Annotated in this window: 15 protein-coding genes; 11 read left to right on the forward strand and 4 right to left on the reverse strand. The window is 55.9% G+C overall.

What is annotated here, in order from left to right:
• Window positions 1-36 precede the first annotated feature (36 nt).
• The gene (locus Pla100_RS23525; RefSeq protein ID WP_146580795.1) at window positions 37-1,002 is read right to left on the reverse strand and encodes a lysophospholipid acyltransferase family protein; all 966 of its coding nucleotides are present in this window, start codon (window positions 1,000-1,002) and stop codon (window positions 37-39) included.
• A 237-nt stretch (window positions 1,003-1,239) separates the two neighbouring features.
• Entirely contained in the window at window positions 1,240-2,451 is a 1,212-nt protein-coding gene (locus Pla100_RS23530) for a VWA domain-containing protein (protein WP_146580796.1), read from the reverse strand.
• A gap of 204 nt (window positions 2,452-2,655) precedes the next feature.
• Between Pla100_RS23530 and Pla100_RS23535 the strand changes: the two genes are divergently transcribed.
• The 9 genes from Pla100_RS23535 (at window position 2,656) to Pla100_RS23575 (ending at window position 16,648) form a co-directional block, all read left to right on the forward strand.
• A complete protein-coding gene (locus Pla100_RS23535; protein WP_146580798.1) occupies window positions 2,656-4,143 on the forward strand; it encodes a sulfatase-like hydrolase/transferase in 1,488 nt (495 codons plus the stop codon).
• 168 nt (window positions 4,144-4,311) lie between these two features.
• Complete coding sequence (locus Pla100_RS23540) at window positions 4,312-5,472, forward strand: hypothetical protein (protein ID WP_146580800.1); 1,161 nt, start codon at window positions 4,312-4,314, stop codon at window positions 5,470-5,472.
• Window positions 5,473-5,981: 509 nt separating this feature from the next.
• On the forward strand, window positions 5,982-6,812 hold the full coding sequence (locus Pla100_RS23545) for an inositol monophosphatase family protein (protein ID WP_231603452.1): 831 nt from the start codon (window positions 5,982-5,984) through the stop codon (window positions 6,810-6,812).
• 111 nt (window positions 6,813-6,923) lie between these two features.
• Window positions 6,924-8,885, forward strand: a complete 1,962-nt coding sequence (gene acs / locus Pla100_RS23550) for an acetate--CoA ligase (protein WP_146580802.1) — start codon at window positions 6,924-6,926, stop codon at window positions 8,883-8,885.
• Between the two features lie 17 nt (window positions 8,886-8,902).
• A complete protein-coding gene (locus Pla100_RS23555; protein WP_231603454.1) occupies window positions 8,903-11,074 on the forward strand; it encodes a serine/threonine-protein kinase in 2,172 nt (723 codons plus the stop codon).
• 8 nt (window positions 11,075-11,082) lie between these two features.
• Window positions 11,083-12,021: an EamA family transporter gene (locus Pla100_RS23560; RefSeq protein ID WP_197168181.1), complete on the forward strand. Its 939-nt coding sequence runs from the start codon at window positions 11,083-11,085 to the stop codon at window positions 12,019-12,021.
• Between the two features lie 9 nt (window positions 12,022-12,030).
• Window positions 12,031-12,816, forward strand: coding sequence for an enoyl-CoA hydratase/isomerase family protein (locus tag Pla100_RS23565; protein ID WP_146580807.1), 786 nt, complete (start codon window positions 12,031-12,033; stop codon window positions 12,814-12,816).
• Window positions 12,817-12,893: 77 nt separating this feature from the next.
• Window positions 12,894-13,469: an adenine phosphoribosyltransferase gene (locus Pla100_RS23570; protein ID WP_146580809.1), complete on the forward strand. Its 576-nt coding sequence runs from the start codon at window positions 12,894-12,896 to the stop codon at window positions 13,467-13,469.
• 443 nt (window positions 13,470-13,912) lie between these two features.
• Window positions 13,913-16,648 carry a tetratricopeptide repeat protein gene (locus Pla100_RS23575; RefSeq protein WP_231603456.1) on the forward strand — a complete coding sequence of 912 codons (2,736 nt, stop codon included), beginning with the start codon at window positions 13,913-13,915 and terminating at the stop codon, window positions 16,646-16,648.
• A gap of 133 nt (window positions 16,649-16,781) precedes the next feature.
• Here Pla100_RS23575 and Pla100_RS23580 read toward each other — a convergent pair whose 3' ends face one another.
• Window positions 16,782-17,819, reverse strand: a complete 1,038-nt coding sequence (locus tag Pla100_RS23580) for a transglutaminase-like domain-containing protein (RefSeq protein ID WP_146580811.1) — start codon at window positions 17,817-17,819, stop codon at window positions 16,782-16,784.
• A 365-nt stretch (window positions 17,820-18,184) separates the two neighbouring features.
• On the opposite strand from Pla100_RS23580, the gene Pla100_RS23585 reads away from it, so the two are divergent.
• Window positions 18,185-19,447 (forward strand): DUF3748 domain-containing protein, encoded by a 1,263-nt coding sequence (locus tag Pla100_RS23585; protein ID WP_231603457.1) that lies wholly within the window; start codon window positions 18,185-18,187, stop codon window positions 19,445-19,447.
• A gap of 75 nt (window positions 19,448-19,522) precedes the next feature.
• Window positions 19,523-20,893: a Gfo/Idh/MocA family protein gene (locus Pla100_RS23590; protein WP_146580814.1), complete on the forward strand. Its 1,371-nt coding sequence runs from the start codon at window positions 19,523-19,525 to the stop codon at window positions 20,891-20,893.
• Between the two features lie 285 nt (window positions 20,894-21,178).
• Here Pla100_RS23590 and Pla100_RS23595 read toward each other — a convergent pair whose 3' ends face one another.
• On the reverse strand, window positions 21,179-23,347 hold the full coding sequence (locus tag Pla100_RS23595) for a c-type cytochrome domain-containing protein (protein ID WP_146580816.1): 2,169 nt from the start codon (window positions 23,345-23,347) through the stop codon (window positions 21,179-21,181).
• Between the last annotated feature and the right edge of the window lie 147 nt (window positions 23,348-23,494).

A 23,494-nucleotide genomic window follows, 5' to 3' on the forward strand; every position in this document is an offset into this window, starting at 1 on the left:
GGCTCACCTTAAAACTAGATTTTGACGGAGTACTAGTTAGGCCGCTCGCGCCGTCGTTTGCTTGGCGAGTCGCTTCGCTACCTTCTCCGATGGGGTACGCCACCTGCGGTGTAACCACCAGTATTGCTCAGGGGCTAAGTCAATCATCGCCTCGAGTTGACGGTTGTACCAATGCGTCAACGTCGCCACCGACTCGCAGTGCGGATCGGTGTGGCCATGTTCGCTTGGTCGCGGGTCGGCTTGGGCCAACATGGCCGACTCGAATTGCATCGGCCGCCCTCCGATCCGCCGGGTATAGACGGCAAGCATCGGGGCGTCATTGGCCAGCGAAAACAAGGCGAGCGCCTTGTGGCAGGACGCGGGTTGCCCGCAAAAATCCACCCACAATCCTTTTTCGCCGGCGTGCTGATCGGCCAGCAACGATAACGTCCCGCCGCCGCGAAGATGCGCGTCAACGATCGGGGCGCAACCGTTCTTGTCGACAATTTGTTGCCCCTTCGCACCGCGAAAGTTTTCCACCCAGCGGTGCAAAAAACGGTTGTCCAAATTGCGGGCGATCGCGAGCGTTTCCAACCCCATCAACCCCATCGTGTAGCTGCCGATTTCGAAATGGCCGAAATGACCGCTGACCATCACCGCCGGGCGAGGTGAAAAACTTGCTCGTAACATTTCGCGATTGCCACGGAAGACGACATGCTCTCGCCAATTGCTGCGATGTAACCGTCGCTGTGCCCATGCCACCTCGCACACCATCAACATCAAGTGGTGCCACATCGCCCGGGTCAACTCATGTTTGCGGATCGGATCAACACCGGGAAAGATTCGATCCAACGCATCGTCGATCTCCTTCCGACGAACCGGCAACGGTCCCGATAGAAGCCACGCAAGGTTGCGACACAAGTGATCGCCCATGTCCAGCGGCATCGCTTGAACGAACGCCACGACCAAACGAACCGCAGCGTAAGCGATGAAATCGACAAAGGGGGGGAGCAACGAACGCATCAACCGATGTTCTCAAAACCCGGTGACGATGCCCAGACCAATTACCAGCGACGCTGGGGTTTTTACGAGTCTCGGAGAGAGTCGGCTACGTGATTTGGAGTCTCGGAGAGACTCGGCTACGTCAAGTGCGGGCGTCCTGACGACCTCGAGAGTCTGAAGGTTTGATGGCTATGAGTCATGGCAACCGGCAAAAAGGGCCCCTGTTTTACCTAGACTTGCTAGATTGCGAACGTCAATCTACTCGACTTCGAATCCTGAGGTTTGCAGTTGCTCTTGCACCGCTGCCTTGAATGCATCGCCTAACGTCACCTCGCTCGAGGATGCTGCTTGCTTGGCTTGTTGGTCGGCGATAAACGCTTCTCGCTGCCGGTTGGCGTCGGCCAATTGCGACTTGATCTCCGCCCTGCGTTTGGACATTTCTTCGATTCGTGCCAAGCGTTGTTTTGACGTCAATCCTTGAAGCTCTTTCGGCAATTCAGCGTCACCGAGTTTCACAATCGCAGCCGGGTTCTCCTCAAACGTATCGACGAGATCTCGGCCGACGTTACGGTACAGCGGACTTGACTTGATCAAGGCGCGGCTGCTCAGCGAGCTTCCCGCATTGGAATCTTGTTGCATCTGATTCAACGCGTAACCTTCTCGTTTGTCTTGCGAGCCAAACCACAGGTAGGTTTGGTTCAGCGACGTGTTCAATTCGATGATGATTTTGTCCTGCGGGGCCGGGATGTGCGTCACCTTTTCATCTTGGTTGATGTTCATGAATTTACCTTCGGCGAGTTGGGCACCCTTTTGCCACTTCCCGTCGACTCCCTGTTGGTAGTTGCCGCAGTGAATCGTATTGACCACGATGCCGCTCTGGATGGCATTCTTGCAGGCGCCTTGAAAGTCGACCGATCCCTGATCAAACGGCTCGTTGCCGGCGATAAAGATGGCTTTGTACGCGTTGGGTTCCGAACTCCAATCGAGCCGCTTGACGGACTCGGCGATCACCGCGCCGCAATACTCGTCGCCACCGCTGGTCGTTAGGGCGAACAGAGCCTCGGAAACTTTGTCGAGGTCATCGGTCAACTGAGCGACTTGTCGAATGTAGTCCTCCGATGCCGGAAGTCGTGTGTTCCCGTATTCGAAAACAGAAACCCGCAGCAGCGGTGTTTTCCCGTTCTTTTTCGCTTTCGCAAATTCCTGCACGATGTTCCATAATTGGCTCTTCGCTTGGTTGATCAATCCGTCCATCGAATTGGACGTATCGAGCAGGATGGCGACATTCACTTCTGGTCGTTGCCCCGCGAAGGGTGGCTTGGACTTGCCTTTCTTCTTCACCTTGACGGTCGAATCGTTGTCCGTTTTCACTTCGATCGTCACGTCTTGCGCGGAACCATGCGGAGCGACCGGATTGCCGAAAAGGCAAAGTAGTGCCAAGGTCGCAAACAGAGAGTGAAGGCGTTTCATCGTTTCGTTCCTGAAGAAGAGAAGAGGTTTCCCAAAAGTGGGTCCGGTGTCAGGCGACGTTCTCATTCTATCACCACGCGTTAAGCGAAAGTGTCTAAAAAGAACCGTGCCTGATTGAGTGACGCTTCAAAACGTGATTCATTAGTGCGAAAATCCGAGGAAAAAGAACTCTTTTACCACTAACCCTCTATTTTACGGGTCCCCATGTCTTCCAGAACACTTTTCAAATGTCGGCTGTGTTGCTTGACGTTCCTTTGTTTCGGCTTGCTTGCCGGACAATCGAACCTAATTGATGCGGCGGATATTGTCCGACCGAACATCTTGCTGATTGTTTCGGATGACCAGGGCTACAACGACGTTGGGATTTTGGGAAACGGCATCATCACACCCACGCTGGATCAGCTTGCTCACGAAGGAACCCGATTAACGGATTTCTATGTCGCGTGGCCGGCATGCACTCCGTCTCGCGGTTCGATTTTGACGGGACGCTACCCACAGCGGAATGGGATCTACGACATGATTCGCAACGAAGCCCCGGACTACGGACACAAATACCCATCGGCCGAGTATGAAGTCACATTCGAGCGTATTGGTGGGATGGACGTTCGCGAACGGATCGTGGCCGAGCTATTGCAGCACGTCGGTTATCAAACCGCCATCTACGGCAAATGGGACTTGGGATCGCTTAAACGTTTCTTGCCAACCTCACGCGGGTTCGACGACTTCTACGGTTTCGTCAACACCGGAATCGATTACTACACGCACGAACGTTACGGCGTGCCGAGCATGTATCGCGGCGATCAAAGAACCGAACAAGACCGGGGAACCTACTGTACGAAACTTTTCGAACGCGAAGCGATTCGCTTCCTGCAGAACCGTGATCGAGACCGGCCATTTTTTCTGTATGTTCCCTTCAATGCGCCTCACAATTCCTCATCACTCGATCCAGCCAAACGCTCGACCGTGCAGGCACCAGATTCGTACAAGGCGATGTACCCGTCGGTCGAGAACGAGGACCGCGAAGCGTCAGCTTCACACAAGTACGCCAAGGCGACTGCCCGCGTGGCGACGCCGGAAGCGCGGCAACGAGACTATCGCGCTAGCGTCACGTGCATGGACGAAGCGATCGGCGAGATCATTCGTGTCCTGCAACAACAGTCTTGTTATGACAACACGATCGTGATCTTCTTTTCCGACAATGGCGGCAGTGGCGGCAGCGACAACACGCCTCTTCGAGGAAAGAAAGGGCAGATGTGGGAAGGCGGCATACGTGTTCCCATGATCATCCGTTGGCCCAGCGGTGGGATTCCACCGGGACGCGTCAACGATTCGTTTCTAACGTCGCTGGAACTGGTACCGAGTCTGCTCGCGGCGACCAAGACTTCTACTCCTGATGATTTGATCCTCGATGGATTCGATTGGTGGGATTGTTTACGAGGTGCCGGAGAATCACCACGTGACCAAATGTTTTGGCAACGACGCGATCACAAAGCCGCTCGGGTCGGCGATTGGAAATGGGTCGACATGGGAACCGCCGGAGGAGGACTGTTTGATCTGTCGATCGATATCGGTGAAACCAACGACCTATCGCAACAACACCCGGACAAACGACAAGAGTTGGAGGCATCGTTCGAGACTTGGCGGCAATCGATGCAAGCTGTCGAACCCCGAGGACCGTTTCGCGATTTCTAAGTTTTTCGTGCCAGGAAAAAAAATTGGGAAAAAATTTGGTGCCACCCACAAGGAAAACATTTGGTGCCACCCACAAAACATAATTCATCATAAATGGTGCCACCCATCGTTGACGGGTAGCCCGGCGGCGCGTACGATTCGGGAAATTACTCAAACCGGGAGATTGCCATGCCTCGTCCACAACGCTCCGATCAGTTCTCGCCAGAAGAGATTTGTTATGTTCACTGCATACAACGCTGTGTTCGGAAAGCATGGCTGGCTGGGGTCGATCCGGTCTCGGGAGTCGATTATTCGTTCCGGAAAGAATGGATTCGTAGGAGAATGGAGGCACTCGCCTCGGTGTTCGCGATCGATGTGCTTTCCTATGCGATTATGAGCAATCATATACACCAGATCCTGCGAAATCGGCCCGATGTCTGTGCGCAGTGGTCCGACGAAGAGGTCGCGATTCGCTGGTTACGGGTCTTTCCTGGTCGACGGATGGAAGAACATTTGGCTGAACCGACCGAGAATGATGTCAAAACACTTGTCCGGGATAAGAACCGACTGGCGGAGGTGCGGCGGCGACTCTGCGATGTGTCCTGGTTCATGAGGGCACTTTCGGAGCCGATCGCGCGGATGGCTAATTTTCAAGATCAGTGCACGGGGCGATTTTGGGAAGGTAGGTTCAAGGCGCAAAGAATTATCGATGACGCCGGGTTACTTGCCTGCAGCATGTACGTGGATTTAAACCCAGTGCGGGCGGCAATCGCGGGAGATCCAGAAGGGTGTCGGTTTACGAGTGCTTATGATCGCGCTGAGGCACAAAAGGGAGAACAAGTCGACTCCGCCGCGTTCGACCTGAAGCCGATTCCGACGGAGGAAGCCGGCCGCAAGATCCGCGAGACACCGGTCGATGACCTGCGGAACGAACGCAAAGCAAAACGAAGGAATCCGACCGGTCGTCGGATCTTGCGTGACGCTTGGTTGAGTCCTTTGAGAATGAAGCCCAATGTCCTGTCCGGCGAAGCCGAGGTTCACACCGGTGGCGTTCGCAGTAGTGATCGTGGGTTCTTGAATCTGTCTTGGGAGGACTACTGGGAACTGCTTTGCTGGACGGCCAAGCAGAGTGTCCAGGGCGTTAAAGCGGAGGTGCCTCCACGGCTGGCGAAGCGTTTAGCGGCGTTGGGCATTGACGTGTCGATGTGGCGGGAGTTGGTATGGAACTGGCAGCGCTACTTTGGCAAAAGCGCCTGTGTGGGTCGTCCCGAGTCCATGAAGCAGCACGCCGAGCAAACGGGCCGGCACCACTACCGCGGCCAGGGTAGCGGCGCGGCCTGCTTCGCGTAGTCGGCCTGCTTCTAATCGTCGTTTGTACAAGCAGGCCGCTGAACCAATCGGTTGGACTTGTCGCTGCGCTGACCGTTATACCAAACGCAAAAAACGCAACATTGCGATTCAATGCCAACCGAATTGCACCTATGGCCGAACCAGCGTTCGACCACGCTTGGTTCGATTCCAATCGTCTTTCAATCGATTACGAGCACGAGCACCGCGATGGTGAGCACGAAAGAAAGTCAATACTAACCCGTGCACAGACCGCGATGAAAAGTGGGTGGCACCTTCTAGCTCGTTCCAGCTGCGTTCCAACCGCCTATTCGTGGGTGGCACCATCTAGCTTTATGCAATGAAATGTGGGTGGCACCTTCCAGCTCGATGATGAATAGTGGGTGGCACCTTCTTGCAGGTGCTTATTCGTGGGTGGCACCTTCTGGGCTTCTAGCTCGATGGCGACGACGGCTAGAGTTCTCTCTGTTGTTTGTCTTAGACTCGGCGCGGTGTTAGAACGTTTAACCTGAATGATAAAGTACCCAGTGATGCCTGAGATTGATTCGATTTTGGAGACGGCCGTCGGGGCGGCTCGCGCTGGCGGTGCGGTCTTGCGGCATTATTTTGATGCGGGCGTTGCCATTCGTGACAAGTCCGTCCATGGCGGGAAGTCTTACGACCTTGTCAGCGACGCGGACGAAGAAAGCGAGCAGGCGATTGCGGCGTTTTTACGACAGGCGTATCCGACGCATGAACTGCTGGGCGAGGAAGCTTTACAGGGTGCCGATGCGACGGCCAGTCATTTGTGGATCATCGATCCGCTCGATGGAACCAATAATTTCGCTCATCGGATCGAACACTTTGCCGTTTCAATCGGCTACTACGAGAACGGTGTCGCGATGGCGGGGGCGGTGCTCAATCCGGCCAACGATGACTTGTTCACGGCGACTCGGGGCGGGGGCGCGTTTCGAAACGGACGGCCGGTCCGCGTTAGTGACGCCGATTCGTTGCAACGGGCCATGATCGGTTGCGGTTTTTATTACGACCGGGGTGCGATGATGCGAGCGACCTTGGCGGCGATCGACGAGTGTTTCTCGCATGACATTCACGGCATCCGGCGGTTCGGAACGGCGTCGCTGGATTTGTGCATGGTCGGCTGCGGAATGCTCGACGCGTTTTTCGAGTTCAAACTGTCGCCGTGGGACTTCGCCGCCGGTGCTTTGTTCGTGACCGAGGCGGGCGGCCAAATCACCGATGCTAAAGGAGGCATCCTGCCGATCGCCAGTTCGAGCGTTTTGGCGAGCAACACGAAATTGCACGAATCGATCCGGGCGATTACGGAAAAACATGCCGTCTCTTAAAATTTCGCCCGCCCCCAAAACATCCCGCGTGCGATCCATTAGACTGGGGCCGCCGAAATCCGCATTTCGCCCTCTGCACTCATTCCCCGTCCCCTGATTCACTCGAAGTCTATGTCCGAAGCCACGCAATCCGGTTCCATCGATCACGTTCTTCACGAGCGACGTCTATTTCATCCGAAACCGGAATTCACGCAAAAAGCCGTGATTTCGACGGTCGAGCAGTACCAAGAACTGTACGCGGCCGCGCGGGACACGCCGGACGCGTTTTGGCGGGACCAGGCCAACGAGCACCTGCATTGGTTCGAACCCTTTGACGAGGTTTGCCGGTGGGAACCACCGCACGCGAATTGGTTTGTCGGTGGCAAAACGAACGCTTGCTACAACGCCGTCGATTCGCACGTTCAGGCCGGACGAGGCGATAAACTCGCGATCATTTGGGAAGGTGAACCCGGCGATACGCGTACGCTAACGTACCGAGAACTTCAGACCGAGGTCGCCAAGTGTGCCGAGGGCCTCGTGGAACTCGGGATCCAACAAGGCGACGTGGTCAGCATTTACATGCCGATGACGCCGGAACTGGCAATTGCGATGTTGGCGTGCGCACGCATCGGTGCGGTTCATTCGGTGATCTTTGCCGGGTTCAGCGCCGAATCGATCGCCGATCGGAACAACGACGCGTCGGCCAAAATGGTGATCACGTCGGATGGTTTGAACCGTCGTGGGAACGTTTTGCCGCTAAAAGCAACCGTCGATGAGGCGCTCGCGAAGTCCCCGACCGTGCAAACGTGCTTGGTACTTCGCCGCACCGGCGGTGACGACACACCGATGACCGCCGGACGGGATGTATGGTGGCACGATGTGATCGACAAACAACCGGGCGATCTGGCGGCTAAACCGCTCGACAGCGAAACGCCGCTGTTCATTCTTTACACGTCCGGCAGTACGGGCAAACCCAAAGGAATTTTGCATACCACGGCAGGTTATAACTTGTGGGCCAAACGCACTTTTCAATGGGTGTTTGATCATCGCGAGGATGACGTCTATTGGTGTACGGCGGACTGCGGTTGGATCACCGGACACAGCTACATTGTGTATGGACCGTTGTCCGCCGGGGCAACGTGTGTGATGTACGAGGGGGCACCCAATCATCCCGCCGAAGATCGTTTTTGGGAGCTGGTTGAAAAGTACAAAGTGACCATACTTTACACCGCCCCGACGGCGGTGCGAGCGTTTATCAAATGGGGCGACCATCACGTCGACAAGCACGATCTGTCGAGCTTACGATTGCTCGGCAGCGTCGGGGAAGGGATCAACCCGGAAGCTTGGATGTGGTATCACGAAAAGATCGGTGGCGGGCGATGTCCGATCGTCGATACGTGGTGGCAAACCGAGACCGGCGGGATCATGATGAGTCCGTTGCCGGGGATCACGCCAACCAAACCGGGCTCATGTACCAAACCGTTGCCCGGGGTCGTTCCGATGATCGTCGATGAGTTAGGCAATGACGTTGATACCGAACACGGTGGCAAGCTGTGCATTGCCCAGCCATGGCCCGGTATGCTGCGAGGCATTTGGGGTGACGAGCAACGGTTCGTCGAACAATACTGGACCGACGTGCCGGGGAACTATTTAACCGGCGACAACGCGCGATGCGATCGCGACGGGTATTACTGGATCATGGGTCGAATCGACGACGTCATCAATGTGTCCGGTCACCGGCTCAGCACGATCGAAGTGGAAAGTGCTTTGGTTTCGCACCCGGATGTTTGCGAAGCGGCGGTGGTCGGACGACCCGACGATTTGAAGGGTCAAGCGATCGCGGCATTCGTGACGACAACGGGACGCGAATGCAACGACGAACTGCTCAAGGAACTCAAACTCCACGTCCGCAAGCAGATCGGTGCGTTGGCCCAGCCTGACGATATTCGGTTCACGGCGGCCTTGCCGAAAACCCGCAGCGGAAAGATCATGCGTCGTTTACTGCGTGACGTCGCGGCCGGCCGGGAGTTGGCCGGCGACACGTCGACGCTCGAAGATCTCGCGTCGCTTGCTAAACTTCAAGAAGAGTCCTAATGCCCAAGAGCCGATTCATGTCGGATTCTCATCGCTTGCGGACCGGTGTCGAACCGGGATCGCCGCACTCGAGAACGATGTGGTTGGGGATTGCGTTCCTGGTCCTGATGATTGTGGTGATGGCGATCGTTTCGGTCGTCATCGAGCGGTCGATGCGGCAGCTTTACGGCCGTGCGATCGAAGAGATTTTGCGAGGTAAGGTCGCGATCTTTGACGCCTACATCGGCGAACTGCGACACGAAGCGGAGCGTTTGGTTCGTGAACCGATGGTGATGACAGCGATCGCGGACTTGATCGGCGCTCCGGCCTCGCCCGCTACCGAATCAAGGCGATATCTCGCGCGACGGATGGCGGGGCAACGGCCCGGTGTGGTCGCGTGGCTCGTCGTCGACGACGAGGGCAAGATCGTTGCGTCGGATGATGCCAGCCGGATCGATCAGCACTGCGGATGGAACGACGAAGATCATCAAAAGCTCGAGCTGGAATACTCTCGCTTGATCCTTCCGCGTGAGGTCAAGGAATATCGTGACGGTATGATTGTCTGCTTGTCGCCCTGGGTCGATGACTTCCAATTCAAGGCGGCGATCGGCTGGGTGATCGACCCTCGACTTGACCTGAGTGATCGCTTATCGGTGTCCGATGCCGAGGCGGCGTGCCTGTTCGATCGAAACGGGCAACTGCTTTCGCGCCCCCGATTGAATTCGCACGCCAACAACAGCCTTGCGGGGGATCAAGATTGGCAGCCGATTGTTCTGCGTGATCCCGGTTTTGAAATGAGGGACGCGGTCAAGTTGTCAGGCCAAGAGTGGGCGGCTCGACCCTTGACCAAGATGGCAGAAAAAGCGATCCGCGGATCGTCCGGATTGGACATGGACGGATATGCCGACTATCGCGGCGTCTCGGTCTGCGGCGTTTGGCAATGGCTTTCCGAGTATCATCTCGGGATGGCGATGGAAGCTGACAAGGACGTTGCGTTTGCATCGGTGCGGTTATTGAATCTTTTAATCGTCTGCATGTCGGTCTTGCTGGCGGGATTGGGAATCTGCGTTGCGATTCTAGCGATTCGCACGCGACAACTGCGCAACCGATTGCAAGCCCGCGAAACGGCCGTGCGTCGATTGGGACAATACGAACTCACCGAACTCTTGGGAGTCGGTGGAATGGGATCGGTGTATCGAGGTCGGCATCAGTTCTTGCGCCGTGACGTGGCAATCAAGGTGCTCGAAGGTGAACAACTTTCCAAGCAAGCGATCACGCGATTCCGACGAGAAGTCCAACTGACGTCCCATTTAAGACATCCCAACACGATCGCAATCTATGACTATGGACAGGTCGAAGATTTGTCTCGATCGGGGCTGGCGCTCAATGCGTCGGCTTCTCAAATCGCCAAAGCGATTCGGGACCCCAACGCGACGGATAAAGCGGATCCGGAACCGAGCGATGAGGGAGGCATTTTTTATTATGTCATGGAATACATTGACGGGATCTCGCTGCAACAACTGATTGACTTCTACGGCCCTCAGACGCCCGAACGGACGGTTCATTTGCTGTTGCAAATATGTGGTTCGATCGCCGAAGCTCATCAGGCGGGCTTGATCCATCGTGATATCAAACCGGGCAATATCTTGTTGTGTGCCCAGTCGAGTTCGTATGATCACATCAAGGTGCTCGATTTTGGTTTGGTCAAGGATACCAACGCGGTCGAAACGATCGCGTTGACGATGACGCAGTCCAATTCGATCACGGGGACTCCGTTGTATATGGCGCCCGAAACGATCCGCGATGCGACGCTGGCGAGTCGATCGGGTGACCTGTATTCGATCGGCGCGGTCGCCTACGCGTTGATCACTGGCAAACCGACCTATGAAGGCGATTCGGCGATCGATTTGTGTTTGAAGCAATTGGAACGCCCACCGATACCGCCCGACGAACGACTCGGACGCCGACTGCCTGAACCATTACAAAAATGCATCATGAAATGCTTGTCGATCAATCCCAAGGACCGCCCGGCGTCGGTCGCGGAATTGGTTCAGGAGTTGGACGCCATGCCGGAGTCGAGTGGTTGGCATCAAATCGACGCGGCCGATTGGTGGGAAAACGTCTTTGAGGCCAATCGACAACGAACCCCCGTGGAAACGAAATCCAAAACGGTTGTCAATCAACCGCTCGATGCGATCGGGGCCCGCTAGTGGACTGGATGGTCTTGACAATCATTTCGGCGTCACTTTTGGGCCTTTATGATGTCGTTAAAAAAATCTCCGTGCGTGGCAACGCGGTGCCGCTGGTGTTGCTGATTAGCGTCAGCATCGGTGCGATCATTTGGGCTGTGTTGCTCGGTTGGCAACGTTTGTTCGGCGTCGAGTACATCGCCCGGTGGTTGGTTGTCGATCCACTTGATCGCAACGAACACTTGATGTTGGCGGGCAAAGCTGTTTTGGTCGGTACATCGTGGACGATGGCCTTTCACGCGCTTAAAGAATTGCCGCTTTCGATCGCCGCGCCGATCCGTTCAACGAGTCCTCTGTGGACGCTCGCGATGGCGGTCGGTTGGCTGGGCGAACGTCCCTCACCCCGACAGTGGTTAGGAATCGTGGTGGTGTTGGTCTTCTTTTGGGGGCTGTCCATTGTCGGTCAAAAAGAAGGAATTCGCTTCACCACCAATCGAGCGGTATTCGTGATGATCGGCGCGACGATATTGGGCGCGATCAGCTCGATCTACGATAAAATCCTATTGCAGCGATACGGATTCGGACCGGCGACCGTGCAGGCTTGGTTTAGTTTTTATTTGGTTCCGGTGATGATTCCCATGGCGGGTTGGTGGTGGAACGATCGGCGACGCGAGAGGGCGGGGCGGAAATCAACCCAACCGATCGGCACGACCGTGAAAACGCCCGCACCGTTTCATTTTCGCTATTCGATCTTGTTGATCAGTCCTGTATTACTTGCCGCGGATATGGCGTATTTCACGGCGTTGGCGGACCCCGACGCGCTCGTGTCGATCGTCTCTTCGCTGCGCCGAACCAGCGTCATGGTGACAATACTATTGGGCAGTCGGATGATCGGCGAAGTGAATTTGAAATCCAAGGCGATCTGTGTGGCTGGCATCTTGATCGGGGTCCTGCTGTTGATGGTATAACGGTCCATTATGCAACACATCGAAGTCAAAGTTCATGATCGCGTAGCGACGTTGTTGATCGATCGGCCTGAAAAGCACGGCGCGTTGAGCCCCGGGCTATTGAGCGATTTGCGGCAAGCGATCAGTGACGTCCATCAGGAAAAGCGTGTCCGAGCGGTGGTGTTGACCGCTCACGGCTCGAGCTTTTGCAGCGGCGTGGACATGAGCGTCCTGAAAGAGATTCGAGAGCTACCCGAACGAGAGCAACGTCAACAGTGGTTTGAGTATTGGCGGCAATTGGCCGAAACTTGCGAAGAATTATTGAGGCTACCCAAACCGATCGTCGCGGCGATCGATGGTCCAGCGCTGGGCGCGGGATTTGCAATCGCGCTGGCCTGTGACATGATCGTTGCGACGGACAAAGCGGTCTTTGCCGCTGGCGCGGTGCGACATGGATTGGTCGGCGGGATCACGGCGGCGCTGCTCGCGTTTCGCATCAACACATCGTTGGCCGCGAGGATGAGTTTGACCGGCAATCCGATTTCGGCCGACGAAGCGTTTTCGGTCGGTTTGCTGGTTCAACCGCCGATCACGAGCGATCAGATCTGGGTGACCGCATGCCAAGTCGCCAAGGAGGCTTCGGTAGGATCTCCTCAAGCGATTCAAGCCACCAAGCGACTCATCAACGAAAGTGTGGGTGAATTGCTATTGACGCAAATTTCCGCCGCTGCGGCCGACAGTGCCACCGCATGCACGACCGAATCGGCTGGCGAGGGGATCGATGCATTCGCTAAGAAAACCAAACCTCAATGGTAGAATCCATTCGCCCGACATCCGATTTCGTTTGATGATCGACTCCGTTTCCTTTCCGATTTCGCCTGAGACTAACTTTGATGACCGACTTGCGTTCATACATTCGAGAAATCCCCGACTATCCCAAGCCAGGGATCCTGTTTCGCGACATCACACCGTTGCTTGCCGATGCGGAAGCGTTGAACCACGCGATCGAGGCCATGGCAGCGCCGTTCTTGGATGCAGGAGTCGAGATCGTCGCGGCGGCAGAGGCCCGTGGGTTTATCTTCGGCACACCTTTGGCGATGAAGCTTGGTGCCGGATTCGTCCCGATTCGCAAACCGGGCAAACTCCCATTCGATCTGCATTCGTTTGCCTATGAGTTGGAGTATGGCACCGACGAGTTACAGATTCACGTTGACGGAATCCGTCCCGGACAAAAGGTCTTGATCGTCGACGATCTGCTCGCGACGGGCGGGACGATCGAGGCATGCTTGCGATTACTCGAAAAGTGCGACGCCAAGATTGTCGGATGTTCGTTCTTGATTCACCTCGAAGACCTCGGTGGCGAAGCCCGGATGGAGCCGTATGACATTCACGCGGTGTTGAAATACGGCGGTGACGACCGCGAAGCGGAACTGAGCATCCAGAACCGGCAGCCCGGACCGAGCATCTAGGATGGCGTTTGAACTGCGAACCACGTGACTTTGACCTCGTTTCCAGGCTCCCGCCCTTTTTATCCTACACAAGTCATCATTTATCGCTCCCCTGCCAGCTCGTCTGGCAGGAAGTCGAGGTTGGCAAGCTAGACACAAGCCGCAATTAGCGCAAACCACCGAGTTTCACTTGTGCTCGCCGCTTCAAGCGGCGAGCACAAGTGAAACTCGGTGGACGGGGAGGGCGTCGGTGTCTAGCTTGCGAACCTTGTTCACCCACGAGACGAGCTCGTGGGGGTCAAAAAGATGTGGCCTATAAAAAGGGCTCCGACCTGAGACCAAAGTCGCAGTCCAATGATGTACGTTTCAATACGATCGGTTGGCCTAGATCTCTTGTCATCACCTAGTGTCTTTTGGTATCGGCGGTACGGGTCACCGTTCCGTCCTGCCCGAAAGTTACCTGCGTGCCTGATCGACCTGACGTCCAATCCGATTCGGAAAAACGCCCGCGAGGCGGTCCGTCCTTTGCGATGATCGCGGCAATCTCGACCACGGTCGCGACGTTTATCGGTTTTGCGTATCTGTTCGCCGTATGGGCGGGAAGCTCCGAGATTACGGACGAGGACAAGCTGCGTCTCGCTGCGGCACAGTACGTCGCCGGGAACGTAAAAGTTGCCGGAAACCTGGCCGCTCAAGTTGTCTTGCCGGATGACAAACCGATCGCTTTGGACACCGACGGTCAGCCGACCGGAGAAGCCGAGATCCCCGACGAGGGCGCCGATGCGGAGCCTGAAGCGATCATCGACGAGGGGCCGGGTGGGGATGACACTGTCGCCGAACCGGCCGAAGCGGCCGACAAACCGGACGGATGGCTGCCTCTACAAAAATTTCTTGTCGGTGCCGGGCTGTTTCAAGAAGCGATCGAATTGGAGTTGCCGGCTGATCGCCGAGAGCGACTCAAGGAAGCCGTTCCCTATCTTGAGAAAGCCAACAAGCTAGGGTTTCCTCCGGGGCGTGACGCCGACGGTTATCGAATGCTCGGAATCGCCCATCAAGAACTGGGCGATTACGAAAAGGCAACGCAATATTTGCAGGAGGCTATCCAGCGCGACCTCACGATGCGAGATGAGCTCAAGCCGCTTCTGGCGATCTCCAGCGCGCGTCGCCCTCGAGAGGACTTGAGCGAAGCCATCGTAGCGATCGACGAAGTGTTGGCTCAAGAATCACTAGACCGGCAAAAGCGAACCGAGTCCGAGCTATTGAAGATTCAGTGGTTGATACAGTTAAAGCGTTTCGATCAAGCCGAACGGGTGATCGAGAACGCCAAGACGCGCATCCAACCAGCCGTCGAGGTGCAAGATCGGTGGGCACTCAACGCGGCAGACTCCCTGTTGCTCGCACATGCCCATCGGGTCGTCGAGGAAGTCTTGTCGGGAATCGAACCGACGCTCGGCGAGGTACTTGCAGCCGGCGTTCCGACGAAAGCGCACTTACAGGTAAGTCCATCCCAGCGAACCGAATTGTTGGACCTAATCAAAGACCTCACCGTGATGCAACGCGAAGCCGCGCCGAAACTCGCAGCGCAATCTCGGATCACTGCCGGGCAAGCGTTACTGTTGGCGGGAGAAACGTCGCTCGCGTTGGCTGAGTTCACCCAGGTTCGACAGCAACGCCCGTTCAGTGAAGAAGGTCTCGAAGGGGGTCTCTCGGAAATGGAACTGTTGGCCGAAGATTCGCTCGGTGAAGACGTTCTGCAAACGTCTCGCTATCTCGTTCGTGAGATCTCGCAAAGTCGACATTTGAACTTCACCAACAAACGCGAGTCCGACTTTCAAAGTCGTATCAAGAACGTGCTTGCGCGTCTAAGAGGTGCCGGGGAGTACCAATCAACCGTCGAGATCGCCGATGCGGTGACGAGTTTATTCGGCGTTGATGCGGCGTCAACCGAAAAAGCCATCGCGTACCGCGATTGGGGAGATGCGACCTTGAAAGATGGACGCGGTCCCGGCGGTGAAACATCGCGTGAAGCATTCGAGGTCGCGAGGTCCAAGTATCGAGAAGCCGGGGACGCGTTCTCGATCGCCGCGAATGAAGAATTCAATACCGAAAACTACGTCAAAACGCTCTGGTCGGCGATCGACGCATATCAACGAGGTCGGCACTTTTCCAAGAGTATCGTATTGCTGGAAAAATATCTTCGCTACGAAGATCGAATGCGCCAGCCTCAAGGGCTTGTCGCGCATGGACGTGCCCTTTTGGCCGAGGGGCAACCCGTCGCCGCGATGAAGTCGTTGCAAACCTGCATCGTCGAATTCGAGCGCGATCCGATGCGATACGAGGCACGACTGCTCGCCGCCCAAGCCGCCGCCGATACGAAAGACAACGAGCAAGCCAAGACGCTCCTCCTTGAAAATTTAAGTGACGGAAAGTTAACACCTCAAAGTCCGATTTGGAGAGACTCGTTGCATACCCTCGGTGAACTGCTCTACGCCGAAAGCGATATGGCAATCATGCAAACCGACGAATTGAAACTAGCCGAAAGAATCGATTCGATGCGCGTCATCGAACCCAAGCTGACCGAGGCACTGCGCCGCCTCAACGAAGCCGTTGAACGTTACTGGCCGTCGCCCCGCGCTCAAACGAATCGCTACCTTTTCGCCCGAGGCCAACTTCTGGCCGCCCGATTGCCAGAAGCTGAAATGCAAGTGGATTCATTGCTCGATTCAGCCAAACGTGATTTCCGCCAGAAGAGCAATCGATACCGGCAAGCCGCGCTGGATCAGTTCACCGCCTTGATTCGATTTCTTGATTCGGAGGAGCGCGACGGCGACCTCAGTGAAAAGCAACAGTCTATCTTGCGAAATTCGTTGCTCGGCCAAGCCGACACATTGAAAACCATGCAGCGCTACGTCGAAGCCGCCGACGCGTATCGTGATATGTCATTGCGATACATCAACGAGCCGCCCGCCCTCGAAGCATTGCTGGGCCAGGCCCGAATGGCGCGTCTACTTGGACGGGACCGCGAAGCCGATCTGTTGCTCGCTCAGGCCGAGGACGTGCTAGAACGGATTCCTGAAACATGGGACAACCGATTCGAAGAAATGACCCGGTTCGACCGTGACGGTTGGAAGCGTTACTTGGTGTGGGTGAACAAGCGAAACGATCAAGTTCGCGGCGACAAGGTCAACGGCAGTATCTAGTGCTTCATCCACAATTGGCTTTAGGGTGTCGGCAACGTGGCTCGACGGTCCTCCGTCGAGAATCACGGTGGGGACCACCGTGCCACGTTTTAAGCCAACCCTCATTTTAAGCACTAGGCCGACCCATCATCGTTTACGGTCGATTCTGCTCGGCACCCGCTGGACTGACCAACTGCCTTGAGAACTGAACGACAGGGGAGCCGTTGCCGCGTCGATCGCAACGAAAGAACTCGCTGACGTATCGCTCGATCTTCTTTGTTTCGACGACTCGAAAACGATCGCCTTTTTGCAGGACAGGCCGATCCTCTTGCATCTCACCGAACAATTCGCTTCCGGCCGCTTGGCAAGGATACCACGCACCCGATTCGTCGCCGTCGCCATCCACTTCTAAGTAGAACTCTGGGTAACAGTGACCGGGAATCCATACCATCCTCGCCGGCACACCCGCGTTTCGACACAACGCGACAAACAAACTCGTCATGTCTTCGCAATCACCTTCGCCCTCTTTCAGCGCGTCCGATGCGTTGCGAATCGGCCCTTCGACGTAACGTACTTTTTTTCGAACGGTATCGTAGATCTGACGCACCCGGTCCCATGCCAACTGGGGTGCCGTATCGGCCAGTTCTCGAGACAACGCTCGGATGTTTCCATGAGTCGCGTCGATCATCGGACTGTTGCCCATGTAGGCTCGCATCTCACGCGAAACGCGTTGCGGAATCACGAGCGAACTTGGATCCGCAGGAGCAACGATATCGCGTTTATCAATTCGGATGGTGAAGTTCACGTCGAGCGATTGATTGGAAGTCACACGAGGAATCGCGAGCACGACCTGCCGCGCCCCACCATCAAGGTCACGCACCTGCAAATGGCTGACTAGGGAATCCACATCGCGAGTGATGATCTGAACGCTCTGTTCGGGCCAATCCATCGGAATGGGAAACGTCGCCAAGCCGTTGGTAAAGGCAACCGGCGTTCGGATCGACATCCCGAATTTCCACTCGAACGTTTTCGTATCCGAGTACGACGGAAGATGCGGCTGGGAATCGGCGGTTTGGGTTGCGTCAACCGGTGCATTCGATTGCGACCAAACCGAACGGGGCAATTGAGAAGTGGCCAACACGGCTGCAACCGAACGCTGGAGAAACTGCCGTCGAAATAGGGGTGAATTCATCGCTTGTTTGCTTAAAAAAGGAGAGCGAACGCTACCATCATAATTCGATCGGGATGAGTCATCGAGAATTACCGCACCCCGTTCGGCCAATCGACGGTCGTGCTGCAGGTCGTAACGACTGCGCGTTGTGTGTCAGTTGAGCTTCCCGATCGGGCGGAACGCCGATCGCTGACCGAGCAACGCAACAACCACGAATCCGTGTGGAAAAGCGACGTTTCTATAGACATCGCAGCTATTTTCACTTAAACGTTGGATGCAAGAACGATCTTGAACCTGTTACCACTCTCTCGTTTTTCCGGCCGCGACTTGTCCCCTCCATGAATTCGATAGAGATCTGCCTGACTGATTCGTCGGATAATCATGTTTTGACCAACGCAAACGTATGGTCGCACGATGGTCGTTGGATCTACTACGACGTTCGTTCCGCAGATCACCGATTCGATGGTGATCGGATCGAGCGAGTCGATCACCAAACGGGAGAAGTCCAGGTTATTTTCCAGGCCCGCGATGATGCGAAGGTAGGCGTGGTCACGGCCAGCCCCACGGATGATCGAATCGCATTCATCCATGGTCCGTCACGACCGACGAGCGATTGGCGATATTCGGCTTGCCATCGACGCGGCATCGTGATGACGCCGGGACAACCCGATTCGGTTTTGAATTTGGACGCCCGCGATCTGGTTCCACCCTTTACTCCGGGTGCGCTGCGTGGCGGTTCGCACGTGCATGTGTTTTGTGCGGACGGGCGTTCGATCAGTTATACCTACGAAGATCATGTACTCGACGTGGCCGACGACGAACGGTGCGAACGCAATCAACGCAACGTTGGCGTATCGATTCCGATCCGACGGATCGCCGTTCCGAAAACCCATCCTCGAAACCACGACGGTGAGTTCTTTAGTTTTCTGGCAACGCGGACTCACGATCGGCCGGAACCGGGCAGCGATCAAATCAGCCGCGCCTACGAGGATGCATGGTTGCCATCGACCTATCGGTCGAACGACGATCCCGAATCATCGGGTGCGTTTGCTTTTATCGGCGATGTCATGACGGTCCAAGGAAAGTCTGTCCCGGAGTTGTTTCTGTGTCAGCTTCCCGCTGATTGCTGCATGGCCGGGGAAGGTCCGCTCGAGGGCACACCGACGACTCGCCCTCGCCCGCCCAAAGGTACCTTGCAACGTCGCCTCACTCGGACGACGGATCGCGTTTTTCCAGGTCTTGCTTGCGATGTACGGCATTGGCCGCGCAGTTCGCCCGACGGTCGACAAATCGCGTTCTTGATGCGCGACGATGCCGGTGTCGTGCAGATCTGGCTCACTTCACCCGATGGTGAGTCGCTCCGGCAGCTCACCGATGGACAACACGGCATCGCGTCCAGCTTCACGTTTCGCAGCGATGGCCGGGCGATCGCTTGCGTGATCAGTAACGCGGTCGGCGAAGTCGATACCCAGACCGGTCAAATCACATCTTTGACCGATCCCGATTGTGAGCATCCGCCTCAGGGCACTGCGGTCGTCTATTCGGCCAACGGCGATTATGTTGCTTATACCCGTTCCACCCGTCGGCATTCGAACCAAACGGCTCAAGTCCACGTCGTAGAAACGACCCGCTCATCGCTCACCGGTTGATTTCAGTTCAAGTATAATCCTGCTCCGCGATGCGAAATCCGCCATTTTCAACCACCCTTCACCCTGAGGCTTTGAATGTCTTCTCCCCGTCCCCTGAACCGCCGTCACTTTTTGCGAACCACTTCCGCTGCGGCGGCGACTGGATATTTTGTGGGCTCGAGCAGCCTCACCCGTGGTCAAGAGTCGCCGAACGAACGGCCGGTTTTTGCCACGATTGGTTTGCGTAATCAAGGTTGGTCGATTACCAGCAAATCGACCAAATTCGCCGACTTTGCGGCTTTCGCGGATGTCGACGCCAACGTGCTCGGGGAGAACCTTGAGAAACTCGAAAAGCAAACCGGCAAAAAGGCGGATGGATACAGCGACTACCGCAAGGTTCTCGAGCGAGACGATATCGACGCGGTAATGATCGCGACGCCCGATCACTGGCACACGAAAATTTCGGTCGAAGCGATGTTGGCCGGCAAGGACGTCTATTGCGAAAAACCGCTGACGTTGACGATCGACGAAGGAAAATTGATCGAGCGAGTGGTCAAACAGACCGGCCGAGTATTCCAGGTCGGGACGATGCAGCGTACCGAGAGCGATCAGCGATTCCTCAAAGCGATCGCGTTGATTCGAGACGGCCGAATTGGTGAGATTGTGAAAGTGACTTGCGGAATCAATGGTGCGACCGGATCGCCGGTGATTCCGGCCATCGATGTGCCTGAAGGACTCGATTGGGACAAGTGGCTCGGCCCGGCTGCCAAGGTTCCTTATCGCGCGTTGCCTCAAATGCGTGAAGGTTACGGCGGCGGCGTCCCGCTCTACACGAACTGCCATTACGCATGGCGCAATTGGTACGAGTATTCCGGTGGCCAAATGAATGACTGGGGTGCCCACCACGTCGACATCGCGACCTGGGCACTGGGCGCGAGCGATTCGGGACCGAACAAGATTACCCCGGTCAGTTATTCGTTGCCGGTCGAATATGAGAATGGATATCCGACCGTCGACGATCAATACAATTCGCCGACCAAGTTCGAGATCCATGCCAACATGCCCGGCGACATTCCGTTGGTGATCACCAGCGAAGGCGACAATGGTATTCTGTTCGAAGGAACGAAGGGGCGATTCTTTGTCAATCGCGGCAAATTGACCGGCAAACCGGTCGAAGACTTAGAGTCCAATCCGTTACCCGAAGGTGCCGTGGAAGCCGTCTATGGTGGCCCGGTGAGCGAGAATCATACCGCCAACTTTGTTGCCGCCATGGCGTCGCGTGAACAACCCATCTCCGATGTTTGGTCACACAACCGCATGCTAGAAATTTGTCACTTGGCCAACATCGCAATCCGTTTAGGACGGGAACTGAACTGGGACCCGACCAAACGCGAAATCGTCGGTGACGAACAAGCCAATGCGTTCCTCTCGCGAGAATGTCGCAAAGGCTATGAGATCGACATGTGAGCGTCGGTCAAAAGCCCCCCCTTAACCGTTGAGCGGTTACGCCGCAAACCTACAAGCCCGACGCGCAACGGTCTGGTGATTGAATCGTTTAACGGCAAGCCGCAGGCGACAGAGTTTGAAAACGCGGGCGCCTGCGGCTTGCCGTTAAACGAAAACGCCCAAACGTGCACTCAATCAACACGCCGTCGCGCGGCGGGCTTGTATCAATTGCCTAAAAAAGACACCGAATGCGGCGATAACTGATACAAGGCGAACCGGTGATGTTCGCTTGAACGGCAAAGCTGACTACCGCGTTTCGATCACGAGCGTTTTCTTGACGATCGGCGCGGTGTTGATCGTCGAGAGGTCGTGGACGTAACGGTCGGCGGTGTGCTTGCCGTGATAACGGGTTCCCGCGACGAAGGACTGATCGCTGCTAAAGACGGTGATGAATTCTTGGCCCGTGGCAGCTTTGACGGTCAGGGTGCCTTCCTCGGGGAAACGGTGCTCTTGACCGGGCGACAGTTTCGTTCCTGCCGGAACGAGGACGATATTTTCGCCCCGAGTGCTGGTGCCGATCAATTCAATGAAGATGGGTAGCTTGCCATTGTTCTTGACCAGAATCGCGATCTTGTCGCCCGCGCCGAACAACCGAGTGCCGCGAGTCGTCGTAAGTGTAATGTCTGGTCCAACGCCCAAGGGAGCGTAGTTACGTCGCGAGATCGCATCGAGCGGCACGACCGGTTTACCGAGCCCAAGTTGGTGGACGACTTGGTCAAAGTAGTCTTCCCAAGTATCGCGACGGATCGCGCCTTTGCTGGCCAACGGTAGCAAACCCAACGACGTGAACTGGCGACTGCGGAATACTGCCGCCATGTCTTCGGAATCTTCCAAACCGAGTTCACCAGCGACCGTGCCCAACAACAACGGGTCTTCCAAGTACCGACGTGTCACCGGCACCAGTGGCTCGATCGATTGAGGCCGTCCCAAGACTTTTTCCAAGGCGCCAAGAAAACGATCGGTATCTTTTTTGAGTAGCGCACTGAGTTCGTCCTGTTCGGGATACAGTGCGAGCACTTGTTTCTTGTTGAATCCCAAATGTCCGGGCAAGCTCTCGATCGCCGGACGAACGACGTCTTTGAATGGTTTGATTCCTTTGTCATGACATCGAACACACGACAATGCGTTGCGAACGACTTTGTCTTCGGCGAATTTATCCGTGACGATCGCCGTCGGCCCGGCATCGAGACGGTTGCCGGCGGCATCGGCTAGGTAGTAGCCTTGCAAACCGTTGGGCAAATTGAAAATCATTTCGCCACCGACGCCATGCAAGTCGACCGGGTCGCGGAAGATGTTCTCGCTACCCACGTTGCTGGAATAGTCGATCGACTTCCAATACGCGCCGTGCGGTGCCGAATAGCGTTCGGCAGCCCGGTTGTTCCGCGAGACGCCCGACAAAATGACCGCTCCACGATGGATGCGTTCGTGGTGAAGCTCTTCGTCCGCGTCCACCCCGATGATGTCGCGTTCGAGTTCCGAAACCGTGTGGGGCAATCCCATGATGTCGTGATAGAGTACCGGTTGCAACGCCGTGCTGCAGAACCAATCTGAACGCAGATAGGGAATCTGACGGACCATCTCCGAAGGTTTCAAGAACTCCCGCTCCAAACGATCGTACGTTTCCGAATCTTCGTATCCGATCCCATAGGGATACTCCAAAAGAATCAGGTCGTACTTATCGAGACTGCTCTTGGTCGCCAAAAAACTGTCCGATGCCTTTAGCACATCGGCGTGCCATCCCAACTTGCGTATGTCGACGGCGAACACGGTTGCCGTTTCACCATCGATGATTTCGAGTTCGACGGGATCACGCTCGTACGTCAGGTGATTGATCGTTTTAGCCAATGCGTCCCGCTGTAGATTCAACTCGTCACGCGTGGCACCACGAGTCAGCAGGTGATTGCAGCTAAAGTAGCGGATGTATCTCTGGTGATCCGGCTTCTGTTTTCTCTGGTGAGCGAGAATTTGTTTCAAGACGTATTCGACGCCCACCAATCCCGCAAACGCATCCTCCTGCTGTTGGACCTCGGGGCGCTGGACATCTTCCGGGAACGCTTTCGCTCCGCCGGCGATCCAACGGCGAATTTTTTCGATTTCCTCGGCGGGTAAGGCGGGGAGATCTTGAGGCATTCGAACTTCCGGGTCGTCCGTCGTGATGACCCGCATCAACGCCGAACCGTCGGCGTCGCCAGGAGCGACGGTTTTTGATTTGATGAGGGATTCGACGTCGAGCACATCAAAATCAGTCGACGAGGCTTCCGCACGGTGGCATTCTAAACAACGACTGCGAAGGATCCCCTTCACTTCGGTGAGCGCGATCGAATCGAGATCGGCCGACGCAACGGTCGCCCAACACGCACTCATGCCGACCCAGCAAAGGCCGCGAATCCAGGTCCGGTAAACGGTGAAAATCATAATTAGCTCAGATGGGACATTAAGAAAGTCGCAGAGTTCTTCGACGAAACCGACACACGTCACCCCGATCCATCGGTCCGATTCAACACGTCGTTATCCCTAGAATACTGAAAGGAAGCCTCGACCGGACATGCGCGGAAGAGATTT

Source organism: Neorhodopirellula pilleata, from assembly GCF_007859915.1.
Classification (GTDB): Bacteria; Planctomycetota; Planctomycetia; order Pirellulales; family Pirellulaceae; genus Rhodopirellula; species Rhodopirellula pilleata.

Bases quoted from the DNA above. Each gene is read 5' to 3' on its own strand.
- Pla100_RS23570 (WP_146580809.1), top strand. From the start codon at position 12,894: ATGACCGACTTGCGTTCATACATTCGAGAAATCCCCGACTATCCCAAG.
- Pla100_RS23565 (WP_146580807.1), top strand. From the start codon at position 12,031: ATGCAACACATCGAAGTCAAAGTTCATGATCGCGTAGCGACGTTGTTG.
- Pla100_RS23530 (WP_146580796.1), bottom strand. From the start codon at position 2,451: ATGAAACGCCTTCACTCTCTGTTTGCGACCTTGGCACTACTTTGCCTT.
- Pla100_RS23525 (WP_146580795.1), bottom strand. From the start codon at position 1,002: ATGCGTTCGTTGCTCCCCCCCTTTGTCGATTTCATCGCTTACGCTGCG.
- acs (WP_146580802.1), top strand. From the start codon at position 6,924: ATGTCCGAAGCCACGCAATCCGGTTCCATCGATCACGTTCTTCACGAG.
- Pla100_RS23555 (WP_231603454.1), top strand. From the start codon at position 8,903: ATGTCGGATTCTCATCGCTTGCGGACCGGTGTCGAACCGGGATCGCCG.
- Pla100_RS23535 (WP_146580798.1), top strand. From the start codon at position 2,656: ATGTCTTCCAGAACACTTTTCAAATGTCGGCTGTGTTGCTTGACGTTC.
- Pla100_RS23595 (WP_146580816.1), bottom strand. From the start codon at position 23,347: ATGATTTTCACCGTTTACCGGACCTGGATTCGCGGCCTTTGCTGGGTC.
- Pla100_RS23580 (WP_146580811.1), bottom strand. From the start codon at position 17,819: ATGAATTCACCCCTATTTCGACGGCAGTTTCTCCAGCGTTCGGTTGCA.
- Pla100_RS23545 (WP_231603452.1), top strand. From the start codon at position 5,982: ATGATAAAGTACCCAGTGATGCCTGAGATTGATTCGATTTTGGAGACG.
- Pla100_RS23560 (WP_197168181.1), top strand. From the start codon at position 11,083: ATGGTCTTGACAATCATTTCGGCGTCACTTTTGGGCCTTTATGATGTC.
- Pla100_RS23540 (WP_146580800.1), top strand. From the start codon at position 4,312: ATGCCTCGTCCACAACGCTCCGATCAGTTCTCGCCAGAAGAGATTTGT.
- Pla100_RS23590 (WP_146580814.1), top strand. From the start codon at position 19,523: ATGTCTTCTCCCCGTCCCCTGAACCGCCGTCACTTTTTGCGAACCACT.